The following is a 23,440-nucleotide window of genomic DNA, read 5'->3' as shown; positions in this document are numbered from 1 at the left end:
CAGGAGTGTCCGAGGTGTCCGGCGCGATGGCACCGGCGGTCCCTCCTTCGTGCCGTCCATCATGCGGGACGCCGCGGCTCCGGCACCGGGCGGACCTCTTCCGTGAGGCACCCTGGGCGCTGAGCGCTTGTCGGGTGAGGGACAATGAAGGCTCTGTCAGGGCGGGTTGCATGAGGGGACGCATGTCGGACGCGGAGCGGGCGGGAGCATCCCGTCAGGACAAGAGCGAACGTCTCCTCGCCGGGCGGTACCGGCTGGGGGATGTTCTCGGCCGCGGCGGCATGGGCACGGTCTGGCGGGCCCAGGACGAAACGCTGGGCCGCACGGTCGCCGTCAAGGAGCTGAGGTTCCCATCGAGCATCGACGAGGACGAGAAGCGGCGGCTGATCACGCGCACCCTGCGTGAGGCCAAGGCGATCGCGCGTATTCGCAACAACGGCGCGGTGACGGTCTTCGACGTGGTCGACGAGGACAACAGGCCGTGGATCGTGATGGAACTCGTCGAGGGCAAGTCGCTCGCCGAGGTCATCCGTGAGGACGGCGTCCTCACACCGAAGCGCGCCGCCGAGGTGGGGCTCGCGATACTCGACGTCCTGCGGTCGGCGCACCGCGAGGGCATCCTGCACCGCGACGTGAAGCCGTCGAACGTGCTGATCTCCGACGACGGCCGGGTCGTGCTGACCGACTTCGGCATCGCCCAGGTGGAGGGCGACCCGTCGATCACCTCGACCGGCATGCTCGTCGGCGCGCCCTCCTACATCTCCCCCGAGCGGGCGCGCGGCCACAAGCCCGGCCCCGCGGCCGACCTCTGGTCGCTGGGCGGACTGCTGTACGCGTCGGTCGAGGGCGTCCCGCCGTACGACCGGGGCTCCGCGATCGCGACGCTCACCGCGGTCATGACCGAACCGGTGGAACAGCCGAAGAACGCGGGTCCGCTGGAGAACGTGATCTACGGGCTGCTCGCCAAGGATCCCGAACAGCGGCTCGACAACGAACGTGCGCGCGCGATGCTCAGCGAGGTGGTCCGCGCCCCCGAGCCCCGGGCGGCCGTGCCCGAGCCGGTGGACGCGACGAAAGTCGTGTCGCTGCCGCCGCTGCCGGACGACGAGTCCCGCGGGGGGCGTTCGGGCGGCAGCGGTGCCAAGCGGGGCGAGGAGGCCGGGGAGCGGTTCCGCGGTGCGCTGCGTTCCGTGCGCAAGGCCGCTTCCGCGGCCGGCGCGGCCACCGCGGCGGCGACGGCGCGCGCCAAGTCCACCGGTACGGCGGGCACGGGCGCGGTGGGCGCCGAGGGCGCGGCCGCCAAGACGCCCACGGTCCCCGGACCGGCGGCTCCGGCGGGCACGACCCCGTCGAAGCCCGCGGACGGGAAGGCCGCGGCGGCCGGAGCGGGCGCGGTCACGCCGGGCCCGCGCACCGCAGGGGCGGACGTCTCCCGCGAGCCGGGCGCCCGCGGCGGCGCGACGGTGGGGCTGAACTCCGGCCCGGTCGGCGGACCCGGTGCCAAGGACACGGCGGGCTCGGCGGATTCGACACGCGTGGTGGAGGCGGCCGGCTCGACGGGTTCGACCGGTGCGGGTGGGGCCGCGGGCGGCTCGGGCGCGGGGCGTTCCCCGGGTTCGGGATGGCCGGTGGCCCCCGAGCGGCCGGCGCGGCCCGCGCCGAGGGCGTCGCTCACCGATGTGGTGCCGCGGCGCACCCTGGTCGTCATCGCGGTGGTCCTGGCGCTCGTCGTGATCGGGACGGTACTGGCGCTCACGCTCGGCGGCGGTGACGACAGCGACGCGAAGGGCGGCAAGAGCGGCGACACCAAGACGTCCGCGTCCAGCGGGGCGAACGCCGGCAGCGGCGGCAAGGACGCGAACAAGGGCGCGCAGACCGACAACGGCGGCAAGAAGGACGACTCCTCCGCACCGGACGGCGGCGGCACGGCGGGCGCCACGCCCGGCACGGACGCCTCGGGTGACGCGAGCGGCTCGGACGACGCCGGCGGTTCGGGCGGCGGCGGCAAGGAGTCCGGCTCCGAGGGCTCGGCCGTGGAGTCGACGTACCACGGAGACCAGGGGTTCTCGATCGGACTGCCCAAGGGCTGGAAGTACCTGTCCACGGACTTGGCGGGCGCCCGGTTCACCGGCCCCGACGGACAGAAGCTGCTCGTCGGCTGGACGACGACGCCCAAGAACGACCCGGTGGCGGACTGGAAGAACCAGGAGCGGGACATGGTGCGCTCGCAGTACCAGAAGGTCCGCATAGAGAAGGTGGACTACCGCGGCTGGAACACCGCCGACTGGGAGTTCACCTACCAGGAAGGGGGCACGAAGTTCCGGTCGATCGACCGCGGATTCGTTGTCAACGACCATCAGGGGTACGCGTTGATGTACACGGCGAAGGCCTCCGCCTGGGACAGCGATCTGCGCAAGGACACCTGGCAGACGCTGACGAAGACGTTCCAGCCGAAGCCGTGAGACGCGGGTCCGAGCCCGAGTCGTGAGGTTCGGGCCGGTTCGCCCGGGGTGTCTGATGTAGGGCTCGGTCACGGGCTGGTGACATCTCGCATCCTCACATTGCGGGTTGCCTCCGGCACGTATCGTGAGTGGTTGCGGACCGTACCAAGCCGTAACGGGGCGCAAGGCGAACGGAATTGACCACCGGGCGGCCGGGGGAGGCATCGTGGACGAGTACGCGGGTCGGGTACTGGCCGACCGCTATCGCCTGCCGCTGCCGCCCCCCGATGAGGACGAGTTCGCCGAGAGCCGCGCCTTCGACACCTACAGCGGACAGGAAGTGCATGTCCGGCAGGTGCCGTTGCCGGAGGTCGTCGAGGCCGAGGTGCTCGACGCGGACGGGCTGCCCGAGGGTTTCGTGGCGCGGGACGGCGGGGTGCGCCGCGCCACCGCGCGCACCACACGCCGGCCCGCCGAACCCGCGGTGCGCCGGGCGATCGAGGCCGCGCAGGCCGCCGCCCAGATTCCCGACCATCCCCGGCTCGACCAGGTCTTCGACGTGTTCGCCGAAGGCGGGTCCCTGTGGATAGTGAGCGAACTGGTGCCGGCGAAGCCGCTGGCCGCGCTGCTCGCCGAGAAACCGCTGAGCCCCTATCGCGCCGCCGAGGTCGCCGCCGACGTCCTCACCGCGCTGCGGGTGCTGCACGCGCACGGGTGGGTGCACCGCAACATCACCGAGCGCACGGTGCTCGTCTGCGACGACGGCCGGGTGATGCTGACCGGGCTGGCCGTCGGCGCCGCGGAGGAGGCGCTGTGCGGGTACGACCCGGTGCCGGTGAGGGACTTCGAGGGTCCGGCGGGTGCGGAGGGTGCGCCCGGAGGACCGGGTGCGCCCGGAGCACCGGGGGCCCCGGGGCCGGCCGGGACGCGGACTTCCCGGGTGGCGCGGGCCCCTCAGGCCCCGCAGATTCCGCGGGGTTCGTGGGCTTCCGGGGGTGAGAGCGCCGGGCAGCCGCGGAACGCCGGTTCGCCCGGCGCGGATTCCGGCACGGGTCACGGGCCGGGCGTCTCGCGCGGCGTGGGCGGAGCTCCGGGGGCCACGAGTCCGGGCGGCACGTTCGGTGCCGTGGTCGCCGGCGCCCAGGGGAGCGACGCGGAAGCCGCGCGGCGGGCCGCGATAGAGGCACGCGCCGAGAACGGTACGCCCGTGGCGGAACCGCCCGCCGCGGGCAGCGCGGCCCTGGCCCGGAGGGCGCTGGAGGCCGGCGGCGACGCCCGGGCGGCGCGGGCCGGAGCCATCGCCGCGTACCGTGCCGGAGCGCGCGCCGCCGCCCGCGTGCACGAGCAGCAGCGAGGCGGCCCCGCCGCGCTGCCCGCGCCCCGCCCCGCCTCGCCCGCCGACTCCTCCGCACCGCCCGCCCAGGCCTCCGGGCACATCGTCGAACAGCGGCCGGAGACACCGCCGCCCGGTCAGATCGCCGACCCGTACGGAGTGGCGCACACCCGGGCCTGGCACGGCGCCCAACCCCGCCCCGGCACCGTGGGACCCGGCCAGGGTGTCGCCCCCGACACCGGCCAGGGTTCTGGCCAGAGCCAAGGCCACGACACCGGCCATGGCTTCGGTCAGGGCAGGGACACCGGCGACCGCTTCGGTCAAGGCACCGACACCGGCCGTGGCTTTGCTCAAGACGCCGATCGCGGCCGGGGTTTCGGCCAGGGCACCGATCCCGGCGGCACCCGGGGTCACGGCCACGACATCGGTCAGACGGCCGGAAACCCCATCGCACAAGGACCGGGACAAGGACCGGGACAAGGACAGGGGCAGGGACAAGGACTCGGCCGGGGCGGCGACCAGGCGCGCACGGCACTCCCGGGCGGCGCGGCCGGACACGGCCCCCCTGAGCTTTCCCGCGCCGGCGCGTCCGCGCTGGTGCCCGGACAGCAGCGGTCCGCGGTTCCCGTCCCCCCGAGCGGCCGTTGGGACGAGCTCGTCGCCGGTACGCCGCCGCGCCGCGGACCCGCCACGGCGCTCGCCGCGGAGCGGGCCCGGCAGGCGCGGATGGCGGTCGTCGGCCCGGTGACCGAACGCTGGGCGCCCGAGCAGGCCGGCCCGGTGCACGAGAACTGGCAGCTGGCGGCCCCGATCGGTCCCGCGACCGACCTGTGGGCCCTGGGCGCGCTCCTCTTCCGGGCCGTGCAGGGCCACGCGCCCTACCCGGAGGAGAACACCGCCGAGCTGGTGCAGCTGGTGTGCGCCGAGCCGCCCGCGTACGCGGAGGAGTGCGGTCCGCTGCGGCCCGTCGTGGAGTCGCTGCTGCGTCAGGACCCGACGGAGCGGCTCGACTTCGAGGAGCTGCGCGGCTGGCTGCGCTCGCTGGTACGGTCCGCGCCCGAGCCCGAGGCGGGCGCGCACGTCGTCGCGGCGCCCCCGGTCGACCCCAGGCGGCTCCCGATCGTGCGCAGGAGGGGCGAACTGGTCCGCCGGCGCCGCGCCGGGCTGCCCGCGACCAGCCCGCACGCCCGTCACAAACGGGCCAGGAACGACCGCCCGGTCCGCCCGGCGGGCCGGGCCGTGCGGGAAGGGCCCCGACGCCTCGGACGGAACCTGGTCCTGCTGGTCCTGCTTCTGCTGGCCGCGGCGGTCGCGTACGCGATGGTCTTCATGCCGAAGAACGACCGGACGAACGGTTCCGACGGCAGTCCGGCCGACTCCGCGGGACAGCTGAGCCCCGCACCGCGCAACTCCTCGGGCACCGGCGCCGACGGAAGCGCGAGCAGCGAGCCGCGGCCCGACCAGACCTCCCCGGGCGATGACAGGAGTCCCTCCGGACAGGCCGGTTCGCCGGGCACCGGGAGCAAGGCCCCGGGCGTCCCGGCGGGCTTCACGCTGCGCAAGGACTCCGCGGGCTTCCAGGTCGCGGTGGCCGACGGCTGGGACCGCTCGCCCAAGAACGGCCGCGGGCAGGTCGTCTACTCCCACGGCGACTTCGAACTCATCGTCGTACCCGGGCGGGACAGCACCGCGACCTACGGCAGTGATCCGCTGACGTACCAGCGCGAACGGGAGAGCGAGTTGCAGCCGTTCCGCGACTCGACCTGGGCGACGTCCAGCGGGATGCGACGGATCGACGTCGGCGGACGGACCATGGCCGAGGGGCAGTTCACCTGGCAGAACTCCGCTGGTCAGGAGCTGTACGTCCGCAACCTCGTGATCGTCTCGGGTGGGCGTTACCACATCGTCCAGGTGCGTGGCCCGGAGGCCGAGACGGACGAGGTGACCCGGCTGTACGAACAGGCGTCGGCGACGTACCAAGTCACCGGTTGAGCGGGCCGCCTGGCGACGGCGCACGCTGAACGCGCGATGGTTGCCTCCCGTACCGGGAAGGGAGAACCGTCACAGTGGTGTCTCCGTACGACCCCGCCGGTTCCCTGCGGCGTGACCGCTCTTTAGTCTGACCCTGTCAAGACCATTGCGGGGAAACGTGAATCAGATGCAGGGCCTGCTCCTCGCGGGCCGCTACCGACTTGTCGAATCCATCGGCAGCGGTGGCATGGGCCGCGTGTGGCGCGCGCACGACGAGGTGTTGCACCGCGCGGTCGCGGTCAAGGAGCTGACGGCCGCGCTGTACGTCACGGAGAGCGACCGGGCGGTGCTTCTGGCCCGTACCCACGCGGAGGCGCGGGCCGCGGCCCGGATCAACCACTCGGCCGTCGTCACCGTGCACGACGTGCTGGACCACGACAGCCGGCCGTGGATCGTCATGGAGCTGGTCGAGGGCAACTCGCTGGCCGACGCGGTCAACGAGCAGGGGCGGATCGAGTCGGCCGAGGCGGCGCGGATAGGTCTGTGGGTGCTGCGCGCCCTGCGCGCCGCGCACGAGGCCGGGGTGCTGCACCGGGACGTGAAGCCGGGCAATGTCCTGCTGTCCTCCGACCGGCGCGTGCTGCTCACGGACTTCGGGATCGCGCAGGTCGAGGGCGACACGACCATCACGCGCACGGGTGAGATAGTCGGCTCGGTCGACTACCTCGCCCCGGAGCGGGTGCGCGGCCACGACCCGGGCCCGGCGTCCGACCTGTGGGCGCTCGGCGCCACGCTGTACACGGCGGTGGAGGGCAGGTCGCCGTTCCGCCGCACCTCGCCCATCGGCACCATGCAGGCCGTCGTCGAGGAGGAACCCGCCGAACCGGTCAACGCGGGTGCGCTGGGACCCGTCCTCGCCGCGCTGCTGCGCAAGGATCCGGCCGACCGGCCCAGCGCGGCGCAGGCCGAGCAGATGCTGGCCGAGGCGGCGGGAGGACCGCCGGACACGACGCGGTCCCATGGGCAGACGGGGCAGACGGGGTACGACACCACGAGGACGGGCACCGGCAGCGGTACCCGCGCGCAGACGGCCCCCGCCACGCCGTTTCCGGCGGTGACGAACGAGACCGTCCCCGCGCCGCCGAAGCGGCACCGGCTGCGTACGGTCGCTCTGGTCGTCGCCCTCGCGGCGATCGTCGGTGGGGGTGGCGCGGTCGCGGTGCAGCACTTCGGGAAGGGCGGACCCGGCGGCTCAGCCTCCGGGCCGTCGGCTCCAGGTGCCAGTACCCGTACGAGTGCCACGCCGAGCGACAAGGGTGGTCAGGCGGATGGTCCCACCGGTTGGGAGCGGCGTCACGACCCGGTCGGCTTCAGCGTCTCCCTGCCCAAGGGGTGGCAGCGGTCCGTCTCCATAGACGAGGACGGCCTGCGGCAGGTCGACTACACGCCCGACAAGGGCAAGCACCTCGTGCGGGTCGCCGTCGACACCGCGCCGGACTTCAGCACCTCGTACGACCACATGAAGTACCTGGATCGGCGGATCTCGGGGCGGCTGCAGAACTACGAGCAACTGCGCCTCAAGGAAGAGCTGTTCCGCGACCAGCCGGGTGTCCGCTGGGAGTACACGTGGAACGCGCTGGCCAAGGACGCCCCGCACCACTTCCCGGGGCCCTACCACGCGATCGACGTCGGGTACATGGCCAGTGACGGCATCGAGTACGCCATCTACGAGGCCTCCCCGGCCGACGACTGGGACACCACCAAAAAGGAGTTCGACCGGATCCTGCGGAGCTTCCAGGAGGGTTGATCCCTGCTGGAGCAGAAGGTTCCGCTGCCGGGTGGTCGCGGTCGTCGTCCCGGAGCGGGGGGCGGGGGAAGCGGCCGGCGCCGGGGCGGTGGAAAACTCGGCCGATCGCCGCCACGGAAGGCGTCCATCCGGTGCGGCATGATGGGGCGTATGGGGACCCAGGGGGAGAACGTCCGCGTGATCGCCGGCCGTTACCGGCTGGAGGCCAGGATCGGGCGGGGCGGCATGGGTGTCGTCTGGCGGGCCGCCGACCAACTGCTCGGCCGTCAGGTCGCGGTGAAGGAGGTCGCCCTCGACGACTCGCTCTCCGCGGACGAGGCCCGGCAGCAGCGCGATCGCACCCTGCGCGAGGCCCGCGCGGTCGCCCAGCTCCACCACCCGCACATCATCGTCGTGCACGACGTGGTGGAGGAGGCCGAACGCCCTTACATCGTCATGGAGTTGATCGACGGCGGCTCGCTCGCCGAGCGGATCTCGGCGGACGGCCCGGTCGACGCCCGCGAGGCCGCCCGGATCGGTATCGCCCTCCTCGGCGCGCTGCGCCGCGCGCACGACGCGGGGATCCTGCACCGTGACCTCAAGCCCGCGAACGTCCTGATGGAGGCGGGCACCGACCGGGTCGTCCTCACCGACTTCGGCATCGCCCAGGTCGCGGGGGCGACGACGCTCACCGAGAGCGGCTCCTTCGTCGGCTCGCCCGAGTACACCGCGCCCGAGCGGATGTCCGGCGCCCGTACCGGCCCGGAGTCCGACCTGTGGTCGCTCGGCGCGCTGCTGTGCACGGTGCTGAGCGGCGAGTCGCCGTTCCGCCGCGACTCCCTGGGCGGCATCCTCCACGCGGTCGTCATGGACGAGATCAGACCGCCGGCCCAGGCCGCGCCGTTGCTGCCCGTCGTCCGGGGTCTGCTGGAGCGCGATCCGGACCGGCGGCTCGACGCGGTGGAGGCGGAGCGGCTGCTGCTGGCGTTCCGGCAGACCGGCCGCACACCGCGCCCAGCGCCGCCCGGGTACACGCCCACGCAGCGCAACGTACCCAGGCGCAGGCCCGTGCCGCCGGACGCCGCGCCTCCGGTGCCGTCCGCCGGCACACCCGTCACTGCCGTGTCGGAGCGCTCCACGAAAGGCTCCGCGCGGGGCCTGCTCGTCGCCGCGCTGGTCGCCGCGCTGGTGGGTGCGGGGGTGTCGGCGGCCGCACTGCTGGCGCACGACGGCGGGGACAGGGGCGGCGGGGGAGGCAGGGCCGGTACGCCTGCCGCGTCGACGAGTCCGGCACGGGGGGCCTCGGCGAGCGCGTCGGCGTCCGTGAGCCACGAGGTGTCCCCGGCGACTGCGCACCCCACGGTCACCGTCACCCGGGAGCGGACACCGAGCGCCGCCGGCCGCACCGCGCCGGCCGGCTACCGGACGGTGCACGATCCGGACGGGTACGCGCTCGCCGTTCCCGACGGCTTCACCCGTGATCCGCAGGGCGAGCGGATCTTCTACATGTCGCCGGGACAGACCTTCCGGATCGGCATCAAGGTGTCGGATCCCGTGGTGGGCGGCCCGCTCGTGGTGATGCGGAGCGCGGACGCCGACGGTCCGTCCACGAACCCGGGGTACCACGACGGCACGGTCACCCCCACCACACACGCCGGACGGTCCGCCGCGCTGTGGGAGTTCACCTGGGAGGGCTTCACCGAGGCGGAGGGGGCGCGGCACACGTACGACCTGTGCTGGGAGGAGGGCGGCCGGATGTACGACGTGTGGGTCTCGGCGCCGGTCGGCAGGGTGACGGAGGCGAAGAAGTACTTCGACGTGGCGGTGGACACCTTCGCCGCCTCGTGAACCGCGCACGGGCGGTGGATGTCGCGCCGGCGTTGGATATGCGGCATTTCGGCGGTGCGGTGCGTCACGGGTCTGTGACCGGTACGCGACGGGTCTGGATGCCGGTGCGTGGGCCGCGATAGGGATGGACCCATGAGCAGCGACGGGGGAGTCACGCAAGGCGCCGACGAGCCGACCAGTTTCGCCCTGCGACCACCGCGGCCGGTCACGCCCGCGGAGCAGCAGGGCGTTCCCCACCCGGGCAATCCGTACGCCGACCCGGCCAGGTCCGCCCCACGGACGCAGGCCGGCCCGCCACCGCCGGCGCAGTCCGCACAGCCGCAGCCGCAGCCGGGGCCGCGGTCCGGGCCGCCACAGCCGCATCCACATGCACAGTCGGAGCCGCACGCGCAGTCCGCGCACGCGCAGTCCGCGCACGCCGAGTCCGCGCACCAGCCCTCCCAGCACCCTCCCCGTTCCGGGACCGCGCATCCGCGGCCGCCCCGGCCCCCGGAGTCCGCGCCTCCACGCTCCCCGCAGGGCTCGCCCGCTCAGGACCCCGGCACCGGGCGGCTGGTCGCGGGCCGCTACCGGCTGCTGGCCAAGCTGGGCCACGGCGGCATGGGGACGGTCTGGCGGGCCGAGGACGAGACGGTGGACCGCGAGGTCGCCGTCAAGGAACCCAGGCTCCCGGACCACCTGCCCGAACGTGAACGCGCCAACGCCTTCGAGCGGATGCGCCGTGAGGCGCGTGCCGCGGCCCGGCTCGACCACCCGGCGGTGGTGAACGTCCACGACGTCGCGGTCGTGGACGGCCGGCCCTGGATCGTCATGGAGCTGGTGCGGGGCCGTTCGCTGGGCGCCGCCCTCGAAGAGGGCACGCTCGGTGCGCGGGAGGCGGCGCGGATCGGTCTGGAGGTGCTCGGCGCTCTGGAGGCCGCGCACGCGGCGGGCATCCTGCACCGTGACGTCAAGCCCGACAACGTCCTGCTCGGCCCGCACGGGCGGGTGGTTCTGACCGACTTCGGCATCGCCCGGATCGAGGGTGAGACCAGTCTGACGGACACCGGCGGCTTCGTCGGCTCGCCCGAGTACATCGCTCCCGAACGGGTGCTGGGTCAGCGCCCCGGCCCGTCCTGCGACCTGTGGTCGCTCGGCGTCGTCCTCTACGCGGCGACGGAGGGCGTGTCGCCCTTCCGCCGCAGCAACACCCCGGCCACCCTGCAGTCCGTGCTCAACTCCACGCCGGCGGCGCCCGCTTCGGCGAAGGGGCCGCTGGCGGAGGCGATCAACGGGCTGCTGGACAAGGACCCGTCCCGCCGCCTGCGGGCCGACCGGGTGCGCCGGCTCCTGACGGAGGCCGCCGAGCCGCCGGCCCGGACGCCCACGGAGACCGCCCGGACGCCCACGGAGACCGTGCGGGTTCCCGAGGACGGGGGGACCGGCGGGGCGACGCGGACCGGCGGGACGGGGCGCGGCGGTGTCCGGGTTCCCCGCGCGGCCCTGTTCGGGCTGGGCGCGGCCGTCGTCGCGGCGGCCGTGGCGGCGTACCTGGTGATCGCGAATCCGTTCGCGGGGCCGCTGCCCGACGGCTGGGGGAAGCACCACGAGAAGGACATCACCGCGACGCTGGCGGTGCCCGCCGGCTACCAGAGATCGACGCCGGACCGGACGTCGGACAAGGGCCACTGGGTCACGTACACCGACTGGAGCGGCGGGATCTGGATCGGCCTCGGCGTCTCCCGCGCGTCCGAGGACGCGTCCCATCAGATCAAGGACTCCTCGGCCGCCCAGATGTACGCCGACAACGGCGACTTCAAGCAGAGCGGCGCGTACGCCCTCGACATGCCCGAGGGGCCGAGGACGGTGCCGAGGGAGACCACGTACCGCGGCGGGCGGTCCGCGGAGAACACGGTGGTCTACATGACGAACGACAGCCAGGACCCGCGCCCGCGCGAGCTGCGCATGTTCTATTACAAGTCGTCCGCGGGGGACATGTACAAGCTCACGGTCAGCTATCCGGGCAAGGGTGACTTCACGGCCCGCGGCCGTGAGGTCGCGCGAGCGGCGATCGCGAACCTGGACATCGACAAGCGGTAGAGAACAGACGAGCCGTCAGAAAGACCTCACCGGCCGCGCTTTCGCCCGTCCGCGGGGACGCTCCGGTCCCGGCGGTCGGACCCCTGACGGCCGTGATCGCCGGCGGGTCACGGCCTGACGCGGCCCGCGACCGTCTTGACGAGGCCGGTCTTCCCCACCCGCAGGGCGAACCGCTCGGACCCGCCGGACAGCGGCTTGGCGTACCAGGGCGTGCCCCGGCGGCGCCACTTGGCCGCGGTCAGGTTCTCCGGGAGCGGCGGAAGGGTCACGGACCAGCCGGAGAGCCGCAGTTCGCCGCTCCAGACTCCGGCCGGCAGGTCGGCGGCCGGCACCCGGGCGGTGAAGGTGTCGCCGTGCGGGGTGCGGGTGGCGGGGAAGACGGCCGTCGCACCGCCGTCGCCGCTGAGCACCAGTTCCAGCGGGCCGTCCGGGTAGGCGCCCAGCGTCCACCGGCCGGAGACCAGCAGCTCGGTGGGGGTACTGGCGTTCCAGCGGGCCGGGGCGAGCTTCAGGTGCGACAGTACCCGGTGCTTCCTCTCGCCCAGGTCCAGCGTGAAGTTGCCGTGCGGCTTGGTGGTGTAGAGAGTGACGGCGCGGACGTCGCGCGGGGTGTCCACGACCCGGGTGTCGGCCACGCCGGACACGTCCTCGCCCCGCTTGCCGCCGATCCGTACCTCACGCGAGAGGCCCTGGGCCCCGACCGCCAGGGAGATGTCCCACAGTCCGTCGTCGAGCGGTGCCGCGCCCGCGGCGGTCTCGATGTCGACGCGGGCCTCGAACCCCGCCGTGTCGTACGTGTACCGGCCCTCGTCCTCGTACGCGCCGAGCCCCGGGGTGGCGGTGTGCGTCACCGGGAGGCGGTGCTCGGTCCCGCTCTCCCGTTCGCGCAGCACCAGTTCGGTGGTGACGTCCTGCGTCGCCACACGGTGCAGGTACGCGTAGCCGGCCAGGCGCAGTACGGTGCCGCGCAGTTCGGCGCGGGAGACGTGGTGGCGGGTGCCGACCTGGCCGGTGACGTCGTAGCAGTCGTCGGGGACGGCGCGCGCCGGGTCCCGGAAGAAGGGGTAGCGCGCGTAGGCGCGGCCCCTGTCGACGACCAGCGGGGTGGCCACGCCCGACTCCTTCGACTCGTCCTCGAAACGGTCGAGTTCGAGGAGTTCCCCGGGCATGTCGTGACGTACGAGGTGAAGGCGCAGCCACGCCATCGCGGAGAGTTCCCCGCGCAGGCCGTCGTGGAGCAGCGGGGTGATGACGCGGGTGAGACGGGCCAGGGTCTCGCGCTGCCGCTCGCGGGTCTCCAGTGCGAGGTGGCTGTGGACGAGCGACCGCACCTCGACCGTGAGGTGCCGGTGCGCCAGGCGGTCGCGGCCGGGGCCGGGCGGAACGTTGTCGGTGATGAGGTCGACCATGCGGGCGAGGTAGCGCAGGCGGGGCTCGGAACCCGAGGTGGTCGCCGTGATGTTGGTGCCGTCGTCGCGCAGGACCCAGTGGACGCAGTCGTAGTCGGCGACCACGGAGATCCCCGACGCGTGCAGGTAGGCGGAGGCCACGAACGGCTGGTCCTCGCCGGTGGGCAGGTCGGTGGGGAAGCGCAGTCCGTGCCGTTCCAGCAGGTCGCGGCGGAACAGCTTCATCGGGCTGAGGGTCCAGTAGACGCGGGAGGTGAACACGTCGGTCTTCGGTTCGTTGCGCCGGAACATCGACGTGGGTGCCTCGCGTCCGCCGCCGCCGACCATCTTGCCGAGGACGACATCGGTGCCGTTCTCCTCGGCCATGGCGACCATCCGTTCCAGGGCCTCGGGTCCCAGGCGGTCGTCGGCGTCCAGGAAGAAGACGAACTCGCCGCGGGCGAGGTCGAGTCCGGCGTTTCGGGGTGCCGCGGGGCCGCCGGAGTTCTCCTGGCGGACGACGCGCAGCAGGCCGGGGTGCACGTCCGTCAGGCGGTCGAGTTCGGCCGCGGTGCCGTCGGTCGAACCGTCGTCGACGACGATGACCTCCAGCCGTTCCGTGCCGATGGTCTGCTCGGCGACCGAGGAAATGGTGCGCGTCACGTAGGGCATCGCGTTGTATGCCGCAATGATCACCGAAACGGTGGGCGTGGCCATCTTCGCGCTCTCCAAGCAGGGCGGGGCACCCCCGTTCCGTCTGGCATGGCGTTCGCCATATGCGGAGGTGCGCGCCATTTTCGGGAATATGTGCCGACTGTCCCGTGAAGATACCGTGAGCCGCCTATGCCTTCAAGGCAAGAGCAAGGTCAGGGAATGGCTCGCCGGGCGCGACGAATAATGCCCCGATGTCTATTTTGCAATCCGATCCGCCGAGGTGGGGCATTTCTCTTCGCCGGTGGAGGAAAGGGCGGAGGGGCCGGCCGTCGCGGGAATGTCCGGGACGTGCGCGGCTCCTGGTCGGAGGCCGCGCATCCTTCTCCCGGCGGGCAACCGGTATGAAGCGGGCGCGCCCCCGAACAACGCCCTGATCAGCGCATTCGCTGCCAGTGCTCACTGGCGCGGTGTGTGCACCCCGTGAAAGCGGGTTACCAACGGGTACCCAAAGCTCTCGCGCCGTCATACCCTGCGCTTCATGACGGACTCGCAGGCCCCGGAAATCATCGGTACGGACCAGCCGGAAAAGACCGGCACCAACCCTTTCGCCCCCGCCCCCGCGGGCGCCCGCACCGCTGCCGACGTGGTCACGCCCGAGCTGGTCGCGCAGCTCACCAAGGGCGTCGTCGGCTCCGGACGGACGGCCAACCACACGCCGTTCACCGGCGAGAAGCTGGCCGACCTGCCCGAGTCCACCCCCGAGGACGTCGCCACGGCCTTCGAGCGGGCCCGCGTGGCGCAGACGGTCTGGGGTGCCACCCCGGTACGGCGGCGCGCCGCCGTCCTGCTGCGCTTCCACGACCTGGTGCTCGCGCGGCAGGCGGAGGTGCTGGACCTCATCCAGCTGGAGACGGGCAAGGCCCGCCTGCACGCGCACGAGGAGGTGCAGGCCGTCGTCGTGGCCGCGCGCCACTACGGCCGCAAGGCCCCGGCGTACCTCAGTCCCAAGCGGCACGCCGGCGCGATGCCCACCCTCACCAAGGTCACCGAACTGCGCCACCCGCGCGGTGTCGTCGGCCAGATCGCGCCCTGGAACTACCCGCTCGAACTCTCCGTCGGCGACGCGCTTCCCGCGTTCGTCGCGGGCAACGCGGTCGTCATGAAGCCCGACACCGAGACCTGCCTCACCGCGCTCTGGGCGCGCGACCTGCTGATCGAGGCGGGACTGCCCGCCGAGGTCTTCCAGGTGGTCATCGGGGACGGCCCGGTCGTCGGTCCCGAGGTCGTCAAGCACGCCGACTACGTCTCCTTCACCGGGTCCACCCGCACCGGCCGCGAGGTCGCCCAGGGCGCCGCGGCCCGTCTCGTGGGCGTCTCGCTCGAACTCGGCGGCAAGAACGCCATGGTGGTCCTGGAGGACGCCGACATCGACAAGGCCGCCGCGGGTGCCGTCCGCGCCTGCTTCTCCTCCGCCGGCCAACTCTGCATCTCCATCGAGCGGTTGTACGTCCATGAGTCCGTCGCCGACGCGTTCGCGGAGCGCTTCGCCGCCCGCACCAGGGCCATGCGGCTCGGTACCTCCCTCGCCTACGGGGCCGACATGGGCTCGCTGGTCGGGGAGCGGCAGCTGGAGACCGTGACGCGGCACGTGGAGGAGGCGGTCGCGAAGGGGGCGAGGGTCCTCGCCGGAGGCGTCGCCCGTCCCGACATCGGCCCCTACTTCTACGAGCCGACCATCCTCGACGGCGTCGAGGCGCCCATGGCCGTCTGCAACGAGGAGACCTTCGGACCGGTGGTCTCGCTGTACCGCTTCAGGACGGAGGACGAGGTGGTCGAACTCGCCAACTCCACCGCGTACGGCCTCAACTCCTCCGTCTGGACGAAGGACGGGCGGCGCGGACGCGCGGTCGCGGCCCGGCTGCGCACCGGCACCGTGAACGTCAACGAGGGCTACGCGCCCGCGTACGGCAGTGTCCAGTCGCCGATGGGCGGGATGAAGGACTCGGGACTCGGCCGGCGCCACGGCTCCGAGGGCATCCTCAAGTACACCGAGGCGCAGACCGTCGCCCAGCAGCGACTGCTGCCGATGGCACCGTCGCTCGGCATGGACGACGAGAAGTACGCGGCGTTCATGAGCCGGAGCCTTCAGGTCATGAAGGCGCTGCGGCTGCGCTAGGGCCTGCCGCGACAGGCACCGGCCCAGGCGTTCTTGCAGGCCCGCACCCGTTCTCGACGAGGAGAGCAGCACGTGTCACAGGAGAACTCCGTCCAGGAGCAGCACGACGACTCCGCGTACGACTACGACGTCCTGGTGGTCGGCTCCGGCTTCGGCGGTTCCGTCACGGCCCTGCGCCTGACGGAGAAGGGCTACCGCGTGGGGGTGCTGGAGGCCGGCCGCCGTTTCACCCGCGACACGCTGCCGAAGAACTCCTGGGACATCAAGAACTACCTGTGGGCCCCACCGCTCGGCATGTACGGCATCCAGCGCATCCATCTGCTGGGCAACGTCATGGTGCTGGCGGGCGCGGGGGTCGGCGGCGGCTCCCTCAACTACGCCAACACCCTCTACGTACCGCCGAAGGCGTTCTTCGACGACCCGCAGTGGAAGGACATCACCGACTGGCAGGAGGAGTTGGAGCCGTACTACGACCAGGCCCGGCGCATGCTCGGCGTACGGCTCAACCCGACGATGACCCCGTCCGACGTCCACCTCAAGGCCGCCGCGCAGCGGATGGGTGTCGGCGACACCTTCCACATGGCGCCGGTCGGTGTCTTCTTCGGGGACGGGCGGGACGCGGACGGCGCGGCCGAGGCCGGGCCCGGCGGCGAGGTGGCGGACCCCTACTTCGGCGGCGCCGGACCCGGCCGCAAGGCGTGCACGGAGTGCGGTGAGTGCATGACGGGCTGCCGGCACGGCGCGAAGAACACCCTCAACGAGAACTACCTGTACCTGGCCGAGAAGGCGGGCGCGGCCGTGCACCCGATGACGACCGTCGTGTCCGTCACCGACGACTCGCGTGGCGGGTACGCCGTCGCCACCCTGCCCACGGACCGGAAACGCAAGGGCGCCGGGCGGATGTTCACGGCGCGCCGGGTCGTGATCGCCGCCGGTACGTACGGCACGCAGACCCTGCTGCACCGTATGAAGGCGGGCGGTCAACTGCCCCGCCTCTCGCCGAGGCTGGGCGAGCTGACGCGCACCAACTCCGAGGCGCTGGTGGGCGCGCAGACGGACAACCGCCGGTACCGCAGGGCGACCGGGGAGCCGAAGGTCGACTTCACCCGGGGCGTCGCCATCACGTCCTCGATCCATCCCGACGAGAACACCCACATCGAACCGGTCCGCTACGGCCGGGGGTCGAACTCGATGGGCAGCCTCTCCATCCTCCAGGTCCCGTACGCGGAGGGCTCGTCGAGGGCTCTGGGCTGGCTGGCCAACGCCGTGCGGCACCCGCTGCTGGTGGCCCGCTCGCTCTCCAACCGGCACTGGTCGGAGCGGACCATCATCGGTCTGGTGATGCAGTCGCTCGACAACTCGCTGACCACCTACCTGAAGCCGAAGGGCGCGGGCAAGGGACTGCTGACCGCCCGTCAGGGGCACGGGGCGCCCAACCCCAAGCAGATCAGGGCGGCTTCGCAGGCCGCCTCCACCCTCGCCGCCGAGATCAACGGCTTCGCCGGCAGCAATGTGGGCGAGCTGATGGGCACACCGCTCACCGCGCACTTCCTCGGTGGCTGCCCGATCGGCGCGAGCGCCGACGAAGGCGTCATCGACCCCTACCACCGGCTGTACGGCCACCCGGGGATCTCGGTGGTGGACGGCGCCGCCGTCTCCGCGAACCTGGGCGTCAACCCGTCGCTCACCATCACGGCCCAGGCCGAGCGCGCGATGTCGTACTGGCCCAACAGGGGCGAGGCGGACCCGCGCCCGGCGCCGGGCGCCGCGTACGAGCGGCTGACGCCGGTCGAGCCCCTCCGGCCCGCCGTCCCCGCGGACGCCTTCGGCGCACTGAGGCTGCCGTTCCTCGGGATGCCGACGGTGCCGCCGAAGAAGTAGGCCGGAGCCGGCGGGCGCGGGTGGCGCACAGCGGCGGCGCGAGGCGGGCCGGCCCGGGGGCGCGCAGGCCCGCGCGCCGGCCCGGGTGGGAGGACACCGAACGTGAAGAGGGACCTGTGCCCCCCTCCGAGCTCAGGTCCCTCTTCTTGCACGTGTACGAGTTCTTGTACGAGTTCCTGTACCGAGTTCTTGTACGTGTACGGCTACGGGACGGGCCGCCAGGCGGGCCCGTCCCGGGCGCGACGCCTTACGCGGCCGCGCCACCCGACTTGCGGCGACGCACCGTGAACACCGCACCGGCGCCCGCGACGACGGCGATACCGCCCACGAGGGCGATCGTCGGCAGGGCGGACGAGGAACCGGTCGAGGCGAGGCTGCCGGTGGCCGGGATCTCGTCGGCGCCACCCTGCGGCTTCGTGCCGCCGGACGGCGTGTCGCCCTTGCCCGGCGTGGCCTCGCCCGGGTCTTCGTTGCTGCTGCCGGCCGCGAGGACGGTGAGCTCGTAGAACGCGAAGGAGCTGTGGACGCAGTCCTTCTCCTGGTCGACGTAACCGCCCAGGCCGAGGGCGTAGCCGTCTCCGGCGGGCGCCTTCGAGCCGATGTTGACGCGCAGCTTGATGGCGACCGTCTGCTTGCCGCCCAGCGTGGTCTCACCGAAGTAGATGCCGTTGCCGACCTCGTCCGCGATGGACTCCCACGACTTGGTCGTGGGGTTGAAGTACTCGAGCTGGGCGTACGTGCTCAGCCAGTCGCCCTCGTCGTCGCTGTCCGAGTAGTTGTCGACCGTGGCGAGCCACTGGACCTGGCCGAGGTCCTGGTCGCTGTGGTTGGCGGCGGAGAGCGTGAAGTTGTGCCAGCCGCTGCCCGCGACGATCTTGCCGGGCAGTCCGGAGACGGCCAGCGACAGCTGGGAACCGGCGTCCACACCGTCGTCGTCGACGGGGCAGTCCTCCGTCGGCCACGCCGACGGCTCCGAGGACTGCGACGGGCTGGCGGACGTCGACGGCTTTCCGGACGCGCTGGCGCTGGCACTGGCGCTGGTGCTCGCGCTGCCGCTCGGAGCCGGCGCGGATTCGCTCGCGGACCCGGAGGCGCTCGGCGCGGGAGCGGAGTCGCTCGGCGACGCGGACGTCGGCTCGCCGGCGGACTCGGACGCTGACGCTGACGCGGCCGGGGGAGTGGTGTTGTCGTCCGACGCGAACGCGGCCGGCGCCGAAAGCAGCGCCAGTGGGGCTATGGCTGCCGTCGCGGCCGCGACGGCCATGGCACGGCGAAGCTTCATGAAGACCTCGGAGAGTCCGGTGCACCGCGTGACCGCGGTACGCGAATGGGTGAGGCCTCCGCGTGTGGGGCGCGGGTGTGGCCGTTGGTTCAGCAGGTGTGACCCGTGGACCTCATCAAGGGTTGTGCGGTCCTTCACGTAATTCTTATGTGTGCTGGGTCACACACGGATACGACTTGTGGATGCCTGTTCCATCCGCCTAGAACTGACCCTCGTGTCTGAGAAGCAGCCCGGAAGGGCAGGTGGGGAGCGGCCGGAGGAACCCTCCGTTCCCGACGAGGTGTGGGACCGGTTCATCCGCGACTCCGAGCGGGACATCCGGGCCTCGGCCCCCAAGGAGCCCTCCGCGCGCGCCCGCATGGTGACCGAACGGCTGCGGCAGCAGGAGGCCCGGGGCATCGAACCGGAGGGGTGGCGGACCGGGCCCGCGTGGCAGGAGATGCGGAAGGCGGAGAACCGCACGGCCCGGCGCCGGCGGCTGTGGGCGATCATCGGCGTCCCCCTGGCGGCCGCCGTCGCGCTGGTGGCCGTACGGCCGTCGCTGCTGCCCGGCGATCTCCTCGGCACGTCTTCCGGGAGCTCCTCCGCGGGCGGCGCGTCGCCCGGCGACGTGAGGTCCGCCGCTCCCTTGCCCGCCGAGACCGCGGCCCCGACCGCGGCACCCTCGGCGGCGCCCGGTACCCCCACCCTCGACCGGCCGTTCGCCGGCTCACCCGCCGAGCGGTACGCCGACGGCGCGGCCGGCATCGTCGTGCCGGAGGCGAAGCCCGTCGGTCCGCTCGGCAAGGAGCAGGTCGCCCGGGCACTGCGGCTGACCAGGAAACTGCTCGTCGGCGCGAACATCGACCGAGGGACCCTGCTCGGCGGCCGTCCGAAGAGCGCGCTCGCCCTCCTCGACCCCCAGCAGCCGAAGATGCTCGACGACGTGAACAGCTGGCTGCGCGAACCGGACGCGAAGCACGATCCGCTCCGGCTCTTCAGCCGGTTCGACCCGCACGAGGTGCGGCTCGTCGGGGACGTGGTGAAGACCCGCGGCCGGATGACGTTCAAGGCGGGCACCCGCGCGTCCGTCGTCATCCACGCCGACTACACCTTCGTCTACCCGCTGGCACGGGCGGACGGGAAGTCGGACGAGGTGGCCCGCACCATCGTGCGCCGGGTCCTCGACGTCGAGGTCTCCGACCCCACGAAGTACCGGGTCACGCCCGGCAGGCTGGCGCTCCTCGCGTACGACGAGAACCTCTCCAACTCCGCCTGTTTCGTCTACGACGGTTTCCTGCACCCACGGTTCGACTCGGCGGCCCCGACCGCCTCGGCCGGGGCGACGCCCAGCGGACCCGCGATCGATCCGTACGACCGGAGCCGGGGGCTCCATCACTCCGACGGCGAGTCCTGCGGATCGGTCTCCAGGACCTGAGCCGGAGGACACGCGGACGTGCGCGAAGGGCCCCGCGGGACGGAGACCGCGAGGCCCTTCTGCGTCAGCACCGACGTCAGGGCGGCGCCGGTGCCGGGTGCGCGGCGCCGGAGGGGGTGCGCCGCGGGTCATGAAGTGGTGGTTCGTCCACGGGGACGTGGAGCCGGGGCCGCGGCGGGAGCCGGGACCACGGGACGTACGGGGTGGGGAGCTTCTACGGGTGGGGCCCGTCGAAGGAGTTCGGTTCCGCCGGCCGGTCGGAGGACTGCGCCGGCCGGCCCCGGGCGTCCCCGGAGCCGACCGTTCTCTTGAGTGACCGGGCCGCTGTCCCCTGCCGTCCGGTCACACCTCTGGGGCGAGGTCCCACGACGCACGGCACGATCCGTACGTCTCATCGCCCCAGCGGAGCCACGCGTGGTTGTTTCGGGCCCGCCCCTGGCTGGCACGGACACCGGGACCAACGAAGCCCGTCGCGGCCCGGTCACGCGCCGTACGGGTGAGACGGCACGCGTATGTGCGTACGTGGCGTCCCCGACGTGACGGAGGCGCGGGACGAAGAGGGCGCGCGGGATGCGGGTGGCGCGCGGGACTCAGATGCGGCCGCGGCACAGCTCCAGCAGGGTCATGGCCAGCGACGTGCCCGGCTTGCCCAGCGCGTCCCGGTAGCGGCCGAGGACCTCCATCTCCCGGGAGAGGTTCACGCGCCGGCCGCCGGACTCGATCCGGGCCTTCTGGATCACCGCCGAGACGGCCATGCGTTCCTGGACGAGACCGATGATCCGGTCGTCGAGGGCGTCGACGCGGTCGCGGGCGCCGGTGATCACGTCGGCGGCCTCGTCGGTGCGGGCGCCGGTCTTGTCGAGTACGTCGGTCACGTCGGCCATGGTGGGGCTCCTTCTGCTCGGTGGAAGGGGCACCCCGGGGCTGCCGGGCCCGGAAACGGCAGACGCCCCGGGCCTTGTCGGCCCGGGGCGCCTGGGGAGTCGCTTGTCAGTTGCTCAAGCAGCACGACCATGGCAGCCGGTGGGCCGGTTGCCATAGGTAAACGCGAAGGTCTGGTGCGTGAGCATGCGACCAGTATGCCCGCGCGTCCGGAACGGTCCAAGCGGGTTCGCATACTGAGACGTTCTCGCGCCCCCGCCGCCCCTACCCGTGCCACCCCGGGGCTCTCCCTCCGGTCCCCTGCCAGGGGGCGCCGCGCCCCTTGGACCCCCGCATCGCCCGAAGGGCTCGTCCTCAAGCGCCGGACGGGCTGAGAAGCATGACCTCGACGCCCGCCTTCCAGCGCGAACCCCGCATCCCCAGCCCACCCGCAACCCTCCCGCACAGGCCCGTGCTCCAGCCCGCCCGGAACACCTCTCAGCGCGAGCCGACACCCCCAACCCTCCAGCCCAGGCCCGCACCATCAGCCCGTCCGGCGTTCGAGGACGAGGCCGTTCAGGCCGATGCGGGGGTCCGGGGGGCAGCCCCCAGGTTCGGGATGGGTCGGGTAGCGGCGGCGGGGGCGGCAGGGGCGAAGACGGCGGGACGGCACCCCCACGCGGACCCCCGGTAGACTCGACACCCCACACCCCTTGCTCACCGCCGGAAGGCAAACCGTGCCAGAAGCGTCCCCCGCCGCCCCCGACACCGTCCTGGTCGTCGACTTCGGTGCGCAGTACGCCCAGCTCATCGCCCGTCGCGTCCGCGAGGCCCGGGTCTACAGCGAGATCGTGCCGAGCACCATGCCGGTCCAGGAGATGCTCGCCAAGAACCCGGCGGCGATCATCCTCTCCGGCGGCCCCTCGTCGGTGTACGCGGAGAGCGCGCCGCGCCTCGACCGCGAGCTCTTCGAGGCCGGCGTCCCCGTCTTCGGCATGTGCTACGGCTTCCAGCTGATGGCGACGGCCCTCGGCGGCACCGTCGACAACACGGGCGCCCGCGAGTACGGCCGTACGCCCCTGCACGTCTCGAAGTCGGGCTCCACCCTGTTCGAGGGCACCCCGGACGAGCAGTCGGTGTGGATGTCGCACGGCGACGCGTGCAGCGCCGCCCCCGAGGGCTTCACGGTGACGGCCGCCACGGACGTCGTCCCGGTCGCGGCCTTCGAGAACGACGAGAAGAAGCTGTACGGCGTGCAGTACCACCCCGAGGTCATGCACTCCACGCACGGTCAGCAGGTGCTGGAGCACTTCCTGTACCGCGGTGCCGGCCTCCGGCCGGACTGGACGACCGGCAACGTCATCGAGGAGCAGGTCGCCCTCATCCGCGAGCAGGTCGGCGGCAAGCGCGCCATCTGCGGCCTGTCCGGCGGTGTGGACTCCGCCGTCGCCGCCGCCCTCGTACAGAAGGCCATCGGCTCCCAGCTGACCTGCGTGTACGTCGACCACGGTCTGATGCGCAAGGGCGAGACGGAGCAGGTCGAGAAGGACTTCGTGGCCGCGACCGGCGTGCAGCTGAAGGTCGTGGACGCGCAGGAGCGGTTCCTCGACGCGCTCAAGGGCGTCTCGGACCCCGAGGAGAAGCGGAAGATCATCGGCCGCGAGTTCATCCGGGTCTTCGAGCAGGCCCAGGCGGAGATCGTCGCCGAGGCCGCGGAGGGCGAGGACGTCGCCTTCCTGGTGCAGGGGACCCTCTACCCGGACGTCGTCGAGTCCGGCGGCGGCACCGGCACCGCCAACATCAAGTCCCACCACAACGTGGGCGGCCTCCCCGAGGACCTGGAGTTCGAGCTCGTCGAGCCGCTGCGCAAGCTCTTCAAGGACGAGGTCCGGATGGTCGGCCAGCAGCTCGGCCTGCCGGACGAGATCGTCCAGCGGCAGCCCTTCCCGGGTCCCGGCCTCGGCATCCGTATCGTCGGCGAGGTCACCAAGGACCGCCTCGACCTGCTGCGCGAGGCCGACGCCATCGCCCGCGAGGAGCTGACGGCGGCCGGCCTGGACCGCGACATCTGGCAGTGCCCGGTGGTCCTGCTCGCCGACGTCCGCAGCGTGGGCGTCCAGGGTGACGGCCGTACGTACGGCCACCCGATCGTGCTCCGCCCGGTGTCGAGCGAGGACGCGATGACGGCCGACTGGTCGCGCCTCCCGTACGACGTCCTCGCCAAGATCTCGACCCGGATCACCAACGAGGTCGCCGACGTGAACCGCGTCGTCCTCGACGTGACGAGCAAGCCCCCGGGCACGATCGAGTGGGAGTAGCCCCT

General features: G+C 72.7%; 12 protein-coding genes. 9 read left to right on the top strand and 3 right to left on the bottom strand.

From position 1 onward, the window contains the following. Window positions 1-182: 182 nt before the first annotated feature. From GFH48_RS16855 to GFH48_RS16835, 5 genes are all read left to right on the top strand, one after another. Window positions 183-2,462: a serine/threonine-protein kinase gene (locus GFH48_RS16855; protein WP_153292954.1), complete on the top strand. Its 2,280-nt coding sequence runs from the start codon at window positions 183-185 to the stop codon at window positions 2,460-2,462. 205 nt (window positions 2,463-2,667) lie between these two features. Then, window positions 2,668-5,766: a protein kinase gene (locus tag GFH48_RS16850; RefSeq protein ID WP_153289072.1), complete on the top strand. Its 3,099-nt coding sequence runs from the start codon at window positions 2,668-2,670 to the stop codon at window positions 5,764-5,766. Window positions 5,767-5,932: 166 nt separating this feature from the next. Next, the gene (locus tag GFH48_RS16845; RefSeq protein ID WP_153292953.1) at window positions 5,933-7,552 is read left to right on the top strand and encodes a serine/threonine-protein kinase; all 1,620 of its coding nucleotides are present in this window, start codon (window positions 5,933-5,935) and stop codon (window positions 7,550-7,552) included. A gap of 150 nt (window positions 7,553-7,702) precedes the next feature. Continuing rightward, entirely contained in the window at window positions 7,703-9,379 is a 1,677-nt protein-coding gene (locus GFH48_RS16840) for a serine/threonine-protein kinase (protein WP_153289071.1), read from the top strand. 132 nt (window positions 9,380-9,511) lie between these two features. After that, window positions 9,512-11,458 (top strand): serine/threonine-protein kinase, encoded by a 1,947-nt coding sequence (locus GFH48_RS16835; protein WP_153289070.1) that lies wholly within the window; start codon window positions 9,512-9,514, stop codon window positions 11,456-11,458. Window positions 11,459-11,565: 107 nt separating this feature from the next. On the opposite strand, the gene GFH48_RS16830 is transcribed toward GFH48_RS16835, so the two are convergent. After that, window positions 11,566-13,542, bottom strand: a complete 1,977-nt coding sequence (locus tag GFH48_RS16830) for a glycosyltransferase family 2 protein (protein WP_265590174.1) — start codon at window positions 13,540-13,542, stop codon at window positions 11,566-11,568. Between the two features lie 496 nt (window positions 13,543-14,038). On the opposite strand from GFH48_RS16830, the gene GFH48_RS16825 reads away from it, so the two are divergent. Together GFH48_RS16825 and GFH48_RS16820 are read left to right on the top strand one after the other, a co-directional pair. Beyond that, window positions 14,039-15,676 (top strand): succinic semialdehyde dehydrogenase, encoded by a 1,638-nt coding sequence (locus tag GFH48_RS16825; protein WP_153289068.1) that lies wholly within the window; start codon window positions 14,039-14,041, stop codon window positions 15,674-15,676. A gap of 72 nt (window positions 15,677-15,748) precedes the next feature. Then, entirely contained in the window at window positions 15,749-17,557 is a 1,809-nt protein-coding gene (locus GFH48_RS16820) for a GMC oxidoreductase (RefSeq protein WP_153289067.1), read from the top strand. 247 nt (window positions 17,558-17,804) lie between these two features. Here the strand turns inward: GFH48_RS16820 and GFH48_RS16815 are convergent, their stop codons facing one another. Beyond that, a complete protein-coding gene (locus GFH48_RS16815) occupies window positions 17,805-18,839 on the bottom strand; it encodes an LPXTG cell wall anchor domain-containing protein (protein WP_228120632.1) in 1,035 nt (344 codons plus the stop codon). Between the two features lie 214 nt (window positions 18,840-19,053). Between GFH48_RS16815 and GFH48_RS16810 the strand changes: the two genes are divergently transcribed. After that, window positions 19,054-20,256 carry a hypothetical protein gene (locus tag GFH48_RS16810; RefSeq protein ID WP_153289066.1) on the top strand — a complete coding sequence of 401 codons (1,203 nt, stop codon included), beginning with the start codon at window positions 19,054-19,056 and terminating at the stop codon, window positions 20,254-20,256. 590 nt (window positions 20,257-20,846) lie between these two features. Here GFH48_RS16810 and GFH48_RS16805 read toward each other — a convergent pair. Next, window positions 20,847-21,140 carry a chorismate mutase gene (locus GFH48_RS16805; RefSeq protein WP_153289065.1) on the bottom strand — a complete coding sequence of 98 codons (294 nt, stop codon included), beginning with the start codon at window positions 21,138-21,140 and terminating at the stop codon, window positions 20,847-20,849. Between the two features lie 714 nt (window positions 21,141-21,854). On the opposite strand from GFH48_RS16805, the gene guaA reads away from it, so the two are divergent. Further along, a complete protein-coding gene (gene guaA / locus GFH48_RS16800) occupies window positions 21,855-23,435 on the top strand; it encodes a glutamine-hydrolyzing GMP synthase (RefSeq protein ID WP_153289064.1) in 1,581 nt (526 codons plus the stop codon). The last annotated feature ends 5 nt before the right edge of the window (window positions 23,436-23,440 follow it).

Source organism: Streptomyces fagopyri (genome assembly GCF_009498275.1).
GTDB lineage: Bacteria > Actinomycetota > Actinomycetes > Streptomycetales > Streptomycetaceae > Streptomyces > Streptomyces fagopyri.
Note: the sequence above shows the minus strand (reverse complement) of the source record. Positions and strands in the feature narration are given on the sequence as shown.